At 62.4% G+C, this 12,982-nt stretch carries 12 protein-coding genes; all 12 read right to left on the bottom strand.

Annotated features, from left to right (window positions below):
* Positions 1-87: 87 nt before the first annotated feature.
* Positions 88-342, bottom strand: a complete 255-nt coding sequence (gene hfq / locus ACLBXN_RS08365; protein ID WP_003053328.1) for an RNA chaperone Hfq — start codon at positions 340-342, stop codon at positions 88-90.
* Positions 343-446: 104 nt separating this feature from the next.
* Positions 447-1,787, bottom strand: a complete 1,341-nt coding sequence (der, locus tag ACLBXN_RS08360; protein WP_043008468.1) for a ribosome biogenesis GTPase Der — start codon at positions 1,785-1,787, stop codon at positions 447-449.
* Positions 1,788-1,802: 15 nt separating this feature from the next.
* Positions 1,803-2,978 (bottom strand): outer membrane protein assembly factor BamB, encoded by a 1,176-nt coding sequence (gene bamB / locus ACLBXN_RS08355; RefSeq protein WP_052224079.1) that lies wholly within the window; start codon positions 2,976-2,978, stop codon positions 1,803-1,805.
* Between the two features lie 2 nt (positions 2,979-2,980).
* Entirely contained in the window at positions 2,981-3,658 is a 678-nt protein-coding gene (locus ACLBXN_RS08350) for a YfgM family protein (RefSeq protein WP_003053322.1), read from the bottom strand.
* A 49-nt stretch (positions 3,659-3,707) separates the two neighbouring features.
* Positions 3,708-4,976 (bottom strand): histidine--tRNA ligase, encoded by a 1,269-nt coding sequence (gene hisS, locus ACLBXN_RS08345; protein ID WP_447611806.1) that lies wholly within the window; start codon positions 4,974-4,976, stop codon positions 3,708-3,710.
* Between the two features lie 235 nt (positions 4,977-5,211).
* The gene (gene ispG, locus ACLBXN_RS08340; RefSeq protein ID WP_447611805.1) at positions 5,212-6,492 is read right to left on the bottom strand and encodes a flavodoxin-dependent (E)-4-hydroxy-3-methylbut-2-enyl-diphosphate synthase; all 1,281 of its coding nucleotides are present in this window, start codon (positions 6,490-6,492) and stop codon (positions 5,212-5,214) included.
* Between the two features lie 19 nt (positions 6,493-6,511).
* Positions 6,512-7,495, bottom strand: a complete 984-nt coding sequence (locus ACLBXN_RS08335) for a helix-turn-helix domain-containing protein (protein ID WP_447611804.1) — start codon at positions 7,493-7,495, stop codon at positions 6,512-6,514.
* Positions 7,488-8,339 carry a type IV pilus biogenesis/stability protein PilW gene (gene pilW, locus ACLBXN_RS08330; protein WP_447611803.1) on the bottom strand — a complete coding sequence of 284 codons (852 nt, stop codon included), beginning with the start codon at positions 8,337-8,339 and terminating at the stop codon, positions 7,488-7,490. Before pilW ends, ACLBXN_RS08335 begins: the two co-directional genes overlap by 8 nt.
* Before the next feature lie 25 nt (positions 8,340-8,364).
* A complete protein-coding gene (rlmN, locus tag ACLBXN_RS08325; protein WP_447611802.1) occupies positions 8,365-9,486 on the bottom strand; it encodes a 23S rRNA (adenine(2503)-C(2))-methyltransferase RlmN in 1,122 nt (373 codons plus the stop codon).
* A 130-nt stretch (positions 9,487-9,616) separates the two neighbouring features.
* A complete protein-coding gene (gene ndk, locus ACLBXN_RS08320) occupies positions 9,617-10,042 on the bottom strand; it encodes a nucleoside-diphosphate kinase (protein WP_003053316.1) in 426 nt (141 codons plus the stop codon).
* Positions 10,043-10,164: 122 nt separating this feature from the next.
* Positions 10,165-11,754, bottom strand: a complete 1,590-nt coding sequence (locus tag ACLBXN_RS08315; RefSeq protein WP_447611801.1) for a pseudouridine synthase — start codon at positions 11,752-11,754, stop codon at positions 10,165-10,167.
* A complete protein-coding gene (scpB, locus tag ACLBXN_RS08310) occupies positions 11,751-12,902 on the bottom strand; it encodes an SMC-Scp complex subunit ScpB (protein WP_447611800.1) in 1,152 nt (383 codons plus the stop codon). The genes ACLBXN_RS08315 and scpB overlap by 4 nt, the downstream gene beginning before the upstream one ends.
* Between the last annotated feature and the right edge of the window lie 80 nt (positions 12,903-12,982).

Here is a 12,982-nt window from a genome sequence, read left to right as displayed (position 1 = left end):
AACGTTCAAAGGATTCAGAACTCAAATACCTGTCCCGTAGGGTAAGAGCCACGCCGGGCTGGCCGGCGGGCGTTGACGCAAGAAAGCTTAGGCAGCGGGGGCGTCGTTGTCAGCCGGCGTAGCGGCCGAGAAGTTCACGGCACGGCCGGGAACGATGGTGGAGATGGCGTGCTTGTAAACCATCTGGGTCACGGTGTTGCGCAGAAGCACCACGTATTGGTCGAACGACTCGATTTGGCCCTGCAGCTTGATGCCGTTGACCAGATAGATGGAAACGGGCACATGTTCACGACGCAGTGCGTTCAGGAACGGATCTTGGAGGAGTTGACCTTTATTGCTCACGATATTCTCCGTGTTCGAAGAGTGTTGTTGTAAACCGACACATTACCACAGGGCCCGGGGAAAACAGTGAAAAAGGGTTTTCCCTAGGCGCAAGCAGACTGCAATTAATCCTTGTCGGCGTAAGGATTATGAGAGGTTTTCAAGTCGATGCGCAACGGGGTGCCGATCAAATTGAACTCCTTGCGGAAACGACCTTCCAGGAAGCGCTTGTAGGCATCGGTGACCAGTTCCAGCGAGTTGCCGTGGATCACGATGATGGGCGGGTTCATGCCGCCCTGGTGGGCATAACGCATCTTGGGACGATAGGCCCCCACCTTCTTGGGCGTCTGGAACTGGATCGACTCCATCAGGATGCGTGTCAGCACCGGCGTAGGCATCTTGCAGGTGGCTGCACGATGGGCCTGGATGATGGATTTCCACAGCGGCTCGAGACCCTGGCGCTTCTGTGCAGAAATGAAGTGCAGCGGCGCGAACTTCAGGAAGGACAGGCGCGTCTCGATGGAACGCTCCAGCATCTGGCGCTGGTAGTCATCGACGGCATCCCATTTGTTGATGGCCAGCACCACAGAGCGGCCACTCTCCAGGATATAGCCCGCGATATGGGCATCCTGGTCGGTCACGCCCTGCGTGGCATCGATCAGCAGCAGCACCACGTTGGCGCCTTCGATAGCCTGCAGCGTCTTGACCACCGAGAACTTCTCGATGGCTTCAAACACCTTGCCCTTGCGACGCAGGCCTGCGGTGTCGATCAGCTCGAACTTCTGGCCGTTGCGCTCGAAAGGCACGGTGATGGCATCGCGCGTGGTGCCGGGCATGTCGAAAGCCACCAGGCGCTCTTCACCCAGCCAGGTATTGATCAGCGTGGACTTGCCGGCGTTGGGACGGCCCGCCACCGCCAGACGCACGGGCTTCTGGTCTTCCTCGCCAAACGTTTCCTCTTCGGGCTCGGGCAGGTTCAGCAGACCCAGGGCTGCATCGACCAGGCTGCGCACACCCTGACCGTGGGCTGCAGACACGGGCACGACCTCGCCGAGACCCAGCTCATAGAACTCGGACAGCTGAGCACCATCCTTCATGCCTTCGGCCTTGTTGGCCACCAGCATGGTGGGCTTGCCCAGACGGCGCAGGTAGTTGCCGATCTCGTGATCCTGACCGGACAAACCGGCACGCGCATCCAGCACGAAGATCACGACATCGGCTTCCGCCACGGCTTGCTGCGTCTGCTTGGCCATCTCCTTGAAGATGCCGCGCGATGCGTCCGGCTCGAAACCGCCTGTATCGATGACGATGTACTCATGCTTGCCCTGACGGCCCTGGCCGTAATGGCGGTCACGCGTCAGTCCAGCAAAGTCGGCGACGATGGCATCCCTCGACTTCGTGAGTCGATTGAACAGCGTCGACTTGCCCACATTCGGGCGCCCTACCAGGGCAATAACTGGCTTCATTCCAAAAACAACCTATCAATCCGGCTTGAAGCCATACACAGTTCCGCTTCGGCTGACGACCACCAGAGTATTGGCGGCAACAACCGGGGAAGTGGCAACTCCTGCCTTGTCAGTTTCCAAACGGGCCAGTGCAGAGCCGTCTTCACGCGAGAGCATATGCACCGTCCCCAAATCATCGGCCAGCACCACGGAGCGGCCCAGCACCAGAGGTGCCGTCAGCTTGCGGTACTGCAGCTTGTCGATGGACCACAGACGCTGACCGTCTGCACGATTCCATGCCTGTACCGTGCCATTGCTTTCAGCGCCGAACACAGCCTGCTCGTCACCGGCCACGCCATCGCTGCCCTTGGAGGTCTGCGTCCAGCGCACATTGGCCGTGCTCACGTCCACGCAACCCACCGAGGCCTGGAAGGCACGTGCGCAGACGCTGCTGTCCACACGGCTGACGGGGCCGACCAGATCCACCAGTCGCTCCACATCGTTGGTGCCGCGCGGTGCGGCCAGAGGCGCCATCCAGCGCACCGAGCCATTGTCGGGATCGACACCGGCCAGACGCCCGGACACGCCAACCACCAGATTATTACCAACGGCCTGCAAAACGCCGGGCTGGCGCAGAATAAGCGGCTCATTGCTGGGGCCTTCGACAGACCACAGCTCACGACCGGTGTTGGCATCGTAGGCCGCCAGCGAGCGGTCAGCGGCCATCACGAACACACGCCCACCGGCCACCAGGGGCGGCGTGTAGACGGCGGCATTCAGATTGTTCTTCCACAGTTGCTTGCCTTCGGCAAACACCATGAGCTGGTTGCTGCGCGTGACCACCGCCGTGCGCTGGCCGTCGCTGCCCACACCGGTGGTCAGCGGCTCGCCCGCACTGAACTTGCCCAGCTGGCTGCCGGTATTGCCATCCAGCGTGGTGACGCTGCCGTCCTTGGTGACCACGGTGACGGTACTACCCTGCACCAGCGCAGGCATGGCCAGAGGCACTTCGTTGCCCAGCTTGGCGGACCAGGCCTGGTGCACGGCGATCTTGGCGGGGTTGGGGCCCAGATCCTGTGGCTTGGGCTTGTCCTTGCCGCTGAACATGGAGCAGGCAGCCAACGACGCAGCCACTGCGGTCAGCACCAGCACACGGGCTGCGGATTGCGCTGCGGGAGCAGCGGACTTCACTTGATGGGCAAAAGTCTTCAAGATTATTTCTCCGACGGCGTTGTCTTGACCAGGGTTGCGGTTTCAGGAGCCGCACCCAGCGCGTTCAGCTTGAATTCCACCAGGTGGCGGTAGTCCAGATCCTTGTCCAGCGCCTTGTAGGCCGCCTGGTACTGGGCAATCGCCTCAGCCGGCTTGCCCAGCGCGCCATACAGATCGCCACGGCGGTCGGCCTGCAGACCTGCGTAGGACTCGGGCATGGAAGCTTCCAGCACCTTCAGGCCTTCGTCATAGCTTTTCTGCTGCTCCAGCACCGAAGACAGGCGAATGCGGGCCAGGGCCTTGAAGCCTTCGTCGCCCTTTTCCGCCACCCAGCTCAGTTGCGCCTTGGCGTCATCAAACTTGCCGGCATCCACCGAGGCCTTGGCCATCAGCAAAGCCGTCTGGGCAGCCTGCGCTGTGCCCGCGTACTTGTCACGCAGCTCGCCGAAAGCCTGGTCGGCACGGGCCGCATCCTTGGCCGTCAGGGCTTCGTCCACCGCGAACTCCAGTGCCGAGGCCTGAGTCGCCTGACGCTTTTGCCAGTACTGCCAGCCGTTCCAGCCTGCCAGTCCGAGAAAGACCACGACCAGCACGCTGGTGATCAGAGTCCCCCAGGAATTCCAGAAATGCTTGAGCTGCTCAATTTGCTCTTGTTCTTCAAGATCGAGATGGTTTGCCATGGCTACTTAGATTGAGTGGAACGCTGGTCAGAAAACGAGAAGCGGAAAATCAAACCGCCGATTTTAGGCTGCCGGCCCACAGGGCCACGTCCGCCAGAGCCTGCTGCAGCTGCTGGCCTTCGCCGTCGCGCAGCGACTTCACGGTCACCTTGCCCTGTGCCAGCTCGTCGGCGCCGAAGATCAGGGCAAATCGTGCACCCGAGCCATCGGCCTTCTTGAACTGGGACTTCATCGAGCCCATGCCTTCGGCAGAGCCGCCTGCGGCTGCATGCATCTGCACCGCCACACCGGCGGCGCGCAGCTGCTGCGCGGTCTTGAAGACCTGGGGCAGCGCCGAGGCATCGGGAATGATGGCGTAGACATCGGCTGCGGGCTGAGGAATCTCGGCACCCACCTCCTTGAGCACTTCGAGCACGCGCTCGACGCCCATGCCCCAGCCCACGGCCGGCGCAGGCTTGCCGCCGATTTCCTCGATCAGGTAGTCGTAACGACCGCCGCCGCAGATGGTGCCTTGCGAGCCCAGCTTGTCGGTAATGAACTCGAACACCGTGAGGTTGTAGTAGTCCATGCCGCGCACCAGACGCGGGTTCAGGCTCCAGGCCACATCGTTGGCATCCAGAATGTCCTGCACGACCTTCAGATGCGCCTTGGAGGCATCACCCAGGTAGTCCATCAGCTTGGGAGCTGCGTTGACCATGTCCTGCATGGCCGGATTCTTGGTATCCAGCACGCGCAGCGGGTTGCTGTACATGCGGCGCTTGGCCTCTTCGTCCATCACCTCGGTGTGCTGCTCGAAATAGGCGATCAGGGCCGCGCGATGCGCCTTGCGCTCCTCGGGCTGGCCCAGGCTGTTGAGCTCCAGGCGCACGCCTTCGATGCCCAGCTCCTTCCACAGCTGCGCAGCCAGCAGGATCACCTCGGCATCCAGTTCGGGGCCGGCAAAGCCCATGGCTTCCACACCGACCTGATGGAACTGGCGATAGCGGCCGCGCTGGGGGCGTTCGTGGCGGAACATCTGGCCGATGTAGAACAGGCGCTTGCCGCCTTCGTAGAGCAGATTGTTTTCCACCACCGAGCGCACCACGCCGGCCGTGCCTTCGGGGCGCAGGGTCAGGTGCTCGCCGTTGAGCTTGTCTTCGAAGGAGTACATCTCCTTCTCGACGATATCGGTCACCTCGCCCAGGCCGCGCACAAACAGGGCCGTGGGCTCGACGATGGGAGTGCGGATATTGCGATAGGCAAAACGCCCCATCAGATCGCGCACCTTGGCTTCAAACCATTCCCAGCGCGCCGAGTCGGGAGGGAGGATGTCGTTCATGCCTTTGACGGCAGTCAGTTTTTCGTTCTTGGCCACGTGAAATCTCACACTTGGGCTACTAGCAAAACAAGAGCACGTTGCGCTTGGCAACTATGCCTTTTAACTAGAAACCTAATTCAAATCCATATAGATAGTGCGCAAGCAGCTATCAATTCCAAAGTACCGGCTCGCCGGCATTGTGCCAGCAAGCGCAATCACCACCCGCATGACGGGACGCTGCGAGCGCCTGAGCCGCTCAGGCCTTCTGGCCGTAGCGGCGCTGCACATATTCCAGCACCAGGGTCTGGAACTCCTCGGCGATATGTTCGCCGCGCAGCGTCAAGGCTTTCTCGCCGTCGATGAACACCGGCGCCGCAGGCGCTTCGCCATTGCCGGGCAGGCTGATGCCGATATCGGCATGCTTGCTCTCGCCGGGGCCGTTGACGATGCAACCCATCACGGCCACCTTCATGGCTTCCACGCCGGGGAACTGGGTACGCCAGACCGGCATTTCACCACGCAGGAAATCATCGATCTTCTTGGCCAGTTCCTGGAAGGTGGTGCTGGTAGTGCGGCCGCAGCCCGGGCAGGCCGTGACGCTGGGCACGAACACGCGCAGACCCAGGGCCTGCAGAATTTCGGAGGCCACCACGACTTCCTGCGTGCGTGCTTCACCGGGCTGGGGCGTGAGCGAGACGCGAATCGTGTCACCAATGCCCTCCTGCAGCAGCACCGACAGCGCAGCAGCGGATGCCACCGTGCCCTTGGTGCCCATGCCGGCTTCGGTCAGACCCAGGTGCAGTGCATAGTCGCAGCGGCGCGCCAGCTCGCGATAGACCGAGATCAGATCCTGCACACCGCTGACCTTGCAGGACAGGATGATGTTGTCGGGATTCAGGCCGATGTTCCTGGCCAGCTCGGCCGAGCTGATGGCCGAGGTGATCAGCGCCTCATACATGACCTGGCGCGTTTCCCAGGGCTTCTCGCGACGGCTGTTCTGATCCATCAGATCAGCCATGATTTCCTGGTCGAGCGAGCCCCAGTTCACGCCGATGCGCACGGCCTTGTCGTACCTGGCAGCAATCTCGATCATCTGACCGAACTGCTTGTCTTTCTTGTCGCCCTTGCCCACGTTGCCGGGGTTGATGCGGTACTTGGACAGCGCCTGGGCGCAGTCGGGGTAGTCGGTCAGCAGACGGTGGCCGTTGTAGTGAAAGTCGCCGACCAGCGGCACATACTCACCCATGCGGTCGAGTTGCTCGCGGATATAGGGCACGGCTGCCGCCGCCTCGGGCGTGTTCACCGTGATGCGCACCATCTCCGAGCCGGCCTGGGCCAGCTGACGCACCTGGATGGCGGTCTCCACCGCATCCACGGTGTCGGTATTGGTCATGGATTGCACGCGCACGGGCGCATCGCCCCCCACGGTGACCACGTTGTTGCGCCACACCACACGGGCCTGGCGCGATTTGCGCGGCAGCGGGCTGGCGATGGCTATCGCCTGGCTGAGCTGCTGCGAGCTTTGAGAATCTTGCACTCTTGTTTACCTCGAACGGTTACTTCACCTCGAAGCGAGCCACATTGTCGCGTGTGCTCGAGATATCGAAGGGTTCGCCACGTACCGTCACCTGCGTGCCCTTGGCATTGCCCACAATCACCGACAGGGGCAACTGGCCTTCGGCAGTCGCAGATTCATCCTTGGACAGGGTCTTTTCCAGCACCACCTTGCCGGCCGCGTCCCTGACCTTGACCCAGGACTGGCCGGCATTCACCTTCAGCACCAGCAGGCCGCCTGCGCCGGTTGCGGGCGTGGCTGCCTCGGCGGCCGGTGTGGCTGCCTGGGCAGCGGCGGCAGGGGCAGTTCCGGCAGCCGCGCCCGTTACGCCGGCAGTCGCTGCAGCCGTCGCTGACTCGGTCGACGCGGCCGCTGTCGCGGCCGATCCGCCTTGAGCAGCCTCCTCGGCCTGGGCCGAGGACTCGGTCACAGGAGCACCCATCACGGTCGCCTCGCCAGACTCCGCCTGCGCGGGCATCTGGGCCTGGACGTCTGCCGTATCGGCGCCGTCAATCACCTGATGAAAGGGAACAAAGTACACGGCAGCCGCTGCCGCCAGCAGAATCAGCACGCCTGCCGCGATCTTGCGCGAGCTGCTGTTGCCGGAGTCCAGCGATGTCCCGGTGACCTTGAAGCTGCTGCGCACCTTCACGGCTTCGTTGATGCCGGGACCCGTGTTGGCCAGGCTTTTGATCTCGGTGCGCGGCAGCAGGGCCAGCACCGGATCGGCCTCGATATGCAAAGTCCGGCACATGCCCATGGCCAGGGCACGCATGAACACATGATCGGGAAAGGCCGCGTAGTCATCAGCCTCCAGCGCTTCCAGCTTGCGCTGCGGCACCTTCAATGTTGCCGCCATCACGGGCAGCTGCATGCGGGCCGCTTCCCGCGCCTGACGCAACAAGGCCCCCGCCGTGGTCTGTGCCGGAGTTGGCGCCTGCTCTTCGCTTTGCATAGTTTCCTCTTCCACCGCAGCCTCACTCATTGAAAGCTCCGCGCTCATAGGCCAGCCACTGACGCGATTGAGGAAAACGCTCGCGCAGCTGATCGGCCTGTTGACGCGCTCCAATGTCGTCGTGCAATGCCCTGTCTATTTTGATTCCCAGCCAGAGGCTTTCTGCGCTGGCCTGGTTGCTATTGTTATTCAAGCGCCGGATGTAGAACTGCGCTTTTTTCAGATCACCCTTGAGCCAGAGCACATTCGCCAGGTTGTAACCCGTAGCGGCGTTGCCCACATCCATCTCGTAGGCGCGGAACATGTTCTGGTAGGCCTGCTCCAGCTGGCCTGCCTGCTGGTAGCACATACCCTTGGCCAGCAGGGTCTTGGGCTGCTCGCGATAGCCCGGCGCCTGCAAGGCCCTGTCAAACCATTGCTGGGCTACATCGAAATGCTTTTGCTGGCATTGCATCCAGCCGTAATTGTGAATCTGGTTGCCGTCGCGCGGATTGAGGTCCACGGCCTTGCGCATGGCAACCTCGGCCTGTGTCCAGTCCTGGTTCTGCATGAGGATCAGGCCCAGCAGACCGTATGCATCGGCGTAATCGGGCTTGGCAGCCAAGGCCTGGCCCACCTCATCCATGGCCACGTCCAGGCGCCCGGCCTGAAAGTAGTTGGCCGCCAGTTCCAGACGGATCTGCGCACGGCGATTGGCATCGGCGACCTGGGTTGCGCCCGTGCTGACCACGGAAGCCTGGGGAACGGACGTAGAGGAAGTGGTGGTGGTCGTCGTCGAGGTACAGCCCACAAGTGCCGCGACCGCAACCGGTACCCCCCACCGGGCCAACAAGCCCCAATGTCGCCAAACCGGTCGCTGTGCCACTGCCCTCATTGATTGTCCTTTATTCAAAGCTCCGTCAAGACACCTGCTTGAGCGGGATGGTGCGCTGCTTGGCCATACGCTCGACAGCGCGGGTTCTATCCTTGACGTCACCAGCCAGCTGACCGCAGGCCGCGTCGATATCGTCGCCGCGGGTCTTGCGCACCGTGGTCACGATGCCGGCATTGCTGAGCATGGCGGCAAATTCGGTCACGCGCGCTGCAGACGAGCGCAGCAGCCCCGATGCCGGGAAGGGATTGAATGGAATCAGATTGAACTTGCACCAGCTCTTGCCGTCGCCGCGCGCGCGCACCAACTCTATCAGTTGACGCGCATGCTCCGGCTGATCATTAACGCCGTCGAGCATGCAATATTCAAAGGTGATGAAGTCGCGCGGTGCAAACTCCAGATAGCGCTCGCAGGCATCCAGCAGCTCAGCAATCGGGTATTTCTTGTTCAGCGGCACCAGGTTGTCGCGCAGCGGATCGTTGGGCGCATGCAGGGAAACGGCCAGCGCCACGGCGCAGTCCTGCGACAGGCGATCCATCATGGGCACCACGCCGGAGGTGGACACCGTCACGCGGCGGCGCGACAGGCCGTAGCCATGGTCGTCCAGCATCACGCGCAGGGCGGGCACTAGCGCACTGTAGTTCTGCAGCGGCTCGCCCATACCCATCATCACCACGTTGGAGATGATGCGATCTTCGGTACCGAAACGCTTGCGCAGCGAATGCTCGGCATACCAGAGCTGGGCAAGGATTTCGCCAGTATCGAGGTTGCGGCTGAAGCCCTGATGCCCCGTCGAGCAAAAGCGGCAGCCCACGGCGCAACCGGCCTGGGACGAGACACACAGCGTGCCACGGTCGTCCTCAGGAATGAAAACGGATTCGACGGCATTGCCGTCACCCACATCGAACAGCCACTTCACGGTGCCATCGGCAGAGACATGCTCGGTCACCACAGGCAAAGCGGTAATGTGGGCCCGGCTCTTGAGCTTTTCGCGCAGGGACTTGGCCAGATCGGTCATCTGGTCGAAATCGGATGCGCCACGCTGGTGAATCCAGCGGAACAGCTGCGTCGCACGGAAACGCTTCTCCCCGAGCTGCTCGCAATAAGCGGTCAGTCCTTCGAGGTCAAAATCAAGCAAATTAGTAGTCATATCGGCATGTGGCGAGGCGTCTTGCGAACGGTGTTTGCCACGCCGTGGCCAGCATCTTCAAGTGCTGACACCTGCTTCGCCCGGGCGAAGCGCTGGCGTCAGCGAGAGCATGCTGTAAAGCTAGCGTGGATTAACGCGAATACACGTTCATGCCGGGGAAGAAGAAGGCAACTTCCACTGCAGCGGTTTCAGCAGCGTCGGAGCCGTGCACGGCGTTGGCGTCGATGCTGTCGGCGAAGTCGGCGCGGATGGTGCCCTTCTCAGCCTTCTTGGGGTCGGTGGCGCCCATCAGTTCACGGTTCTTCAGGATGGCGTTCTCGCCTTCCAGAGCTTGAATCATCACGGGGCCGGAGACCATGAAGTCCACCAGATCCTTGAAGAAAGGACGGGCAGCGTGCACAGCGTAGAACTGCTCGGCTTCGCCGCGCGACAGGTGCACCAGCTTGGCAGCCACGATCTTCAGGCCAGCAGCTTCGAAGCGGGCGTAGATTTGGCCGATCACGTTCTTGGCAACTGCGTCGGGCTTGATGATGGAGAGGGTACGTTCGATAGCCATGATGATTATTTCCTAATCAGGGTTACTATGGGTTTTTGCCGAAAAAGCAAAACAATTGATTTTAGCGGTGCCGCCATAGACCTTGAAGTCCAGGCAGCACTCAAATCCTTACGGACGCCTTTTTAGCGGCCGCCGCGGCGACCGCCACCACCGCCGCCACCAGGGCGACGCTTGGCGTTCTGACGGGCACGCGACAGGCTGTCGCTGCCGATATAGCCCACCGAGGTACGCATGGGGTCGGGCTGACCGCCCCCCTGCGAGCGGCCCGAGCCACCGGAGCGGCCGCCGGACTTGTTGCGCGGGTTGTCACCCAGCATGCCGCTGGGTGCCGGACGATTGCCGTCCCACTCGCCACGGCGCTGACCACCGCCTTCACGGCGACCCTGGGGTGCGCGATCGGCATTCATGCCATTGCCGCGACCGCCGCTGCGGTTGTTGCGGCCGCCACGGTTGTTGGCACCACGGGCGCCACTGTTGTTGCGCTCGACGGGAGCACGCTCCTTGACGCCAGCTGCCGACATCAGCGCCTGGATATCGGCCTGATCGAGCTCCACCCAGGCGCCGCGCTTGAGACCGCGCGGCAGCATCATGGCACCATAGCGAATGCGGATCAGACGGCTGACGGCATGACCCACGGCCTCGAACATGCGACGCACTTCGCGGTTGCGGCCTTCGGAGATGGTCACGCGGTACCAGCAGTTGGCACCTTCGCCACCGCCATCTTCCACGGCACCAAAGCTGGCTTCGCCGTCTTCGAGCTGCACGCCGTCCAGCAGGCGCTGCTTTTCTTCCTTGCTCAGCGCGCCCAGCACGCGGGCCGCGTATTCACGCTCCAGGCCGAAGCGGGGGTGCATCAGCGAGTTTGCCAGCTCGCCCGAGCTGGTGAACAGCAGCAACCCTTCGGTGTTCAGGTCCAGGCGGCCCACCGACTGCCACTTGCCATGCTGCAGCTTGGGCAGCTTGCGGAACACCGTGGGGCGGTTCTGCGGATCGTCATGCGTCACCACTTCGCCCACGGGCTTGTGATAGGCAATCACGCGTGCGGGCGGCGGGTCGATACGGAAGCGAATGGGCTGGCCATTGACCTTGACGATATCGCCGAACTGAATGCGCTGGCCGACGTGGGCAGGCTCGTTGTTGACCGAGATGCGCCCTTCCAGGATCAGTTGTTCCATCTCCAGGCGCGAACCCATGCCGGCCTGGGCCAGCACCTTGTGCAGCTTGGGAGAATCAACCTGGGGCGCAAGCACGCGCTTGGCGGGCATGGCGCTGCCGTTCTCTTCCTCGTCGTCGAAGTCGCCCGAGATCACATCGGCAAAGTCGATGTTCTGACCCTTGCGCCCCTTGGACCCATGAGGAGCTGCAACGCGCTCCACAGCCACTTCGGCAGTAACGGCATCCGCTGCGTCATGGTCCTGATCTTGGTCCAGGGACTGAGCCTCCTGCTCGGCCACGGGCTGAACCAGCTCCTCGACGGCCACGGCTTCTTCGGCACGTGGCTTGGTCACACGCTTGCGCGCTGGCTTGGCCTCGGCAGCAGCGTCCTTTTTGACGCCGGCACGCTTGCGCGTTGCCGCTGGCTTCTTGGCCTCGGCAGCATCCTTGGCACCATCGGCCTTGGCTGCGCGGGGCTTGCGAGTCTTCTTCACCGGCTCGGCTTCGGGCGAAGCGGCTGCGGACTCGGGCATCGGGTTCGATGTCTCGTTGTTCATTCCAGTTTTCCTTCGGGGATGACGCCATCGTCACCCTCCACAATTCGTTGTTCTGCCGACCCGACGGCATCGTCGGCCCGCGCTTTCGTCTTTGCGTCCTCGGCCTCGTCGTCGCTGCCGTAGTCATCCTCGAGAAACGCCTTCAGGCCCACCCACTCGGTACGTCCGGCTTTCTTGGCCGCCGGTTTGGGCTCCGGCTCTGCCGCCTTGGCAGTCCTGGCGGGCCTGGCTGCCTTGTGCTTGCTCACGGACGGCGGCTCCTCGGTCGGCCCTGGCTCCAAATCCGGCAACTCAGTCGCTATCTCTTCAGTAGCAGCTTGCGCAATGCCATCCTTCGTTTGCTCCGGATATGAGTCCAACTCCGGTGTATCAGCCTCGGGCTGTAGCTCCGACACAAGCACTGCAGGCGCTTGCGCCACGAGGTCGACATCGGCATCCGGCAGCTCCTGCGCGCCATCTTCCTCATCCTGGGCCCGCAGGATCTCACTCTCCGCCGCATCGGACTCTGTCACGGCGTCTGCCGACTCTGCACCCTCCATGCCCTCCTGGAGCTTGGCCTCCTCCGCACCGGCCTCCGGCGCGGCGGCTGGTTCGCCTTCATCCCCATCCAGCGCCTTGAACAGACTTTGCTGGGCTTGGGTTTCCTCCAGCATGGGCAGTTGATCCAGCGACTGCAGACCCAGATCATCGAGAAACTGGCGCGTAGTGGCAAACAGAGCTGGCCGCCCCACGGTTTCGCGGTGACCGATGACCTCGATCCAGCCCCGGTCCTCCAGCTGCTTGATGATCAGACTGTTCACGGTCACGCCGCGAATATCCTCGATATCACCCCGCGTGACCGGCTGACGGTAGGCAATGATGGCCAGCGTCTCCAGCGTCGCCCGCGTGTACTTGGGCGGCTTCTCGGGATGAAGCTTGTCCAGGTAAACGCGCATTTCGGGCCGGCTCTGAAAGCGCCAGCCAGAAGCCACCTGCACCAGTTCCACGCCCTTGAGGGCCCAGTCCTTTTGCAGGTCCAGCAGCAAATCCTTAACCGTGTCCGAGCCCAGCACATCATCAAAGAGTGAGCGCAATTCCCGCAGCGTCACAGGCTGTGGGGCACAAATCAATGCTGTTTCAAGAACCCGCTTGGCATCTACCGTATTCATGGGCGCAGCGTTTCGGGAGCGGCTGTCGCACCGACTGCGGTGGGACGCCTGATTCTAAGAAGAGAGGGAAGCGCCCCAAA

The organism is Comamonas sp. C24C, from assembly GCF_053345995.1.
The sequence above is the reverse complement of the archived record's forward strand: the minus strand, read 5'-3'. Positions and strand labels throughout refer to the sequence as shown.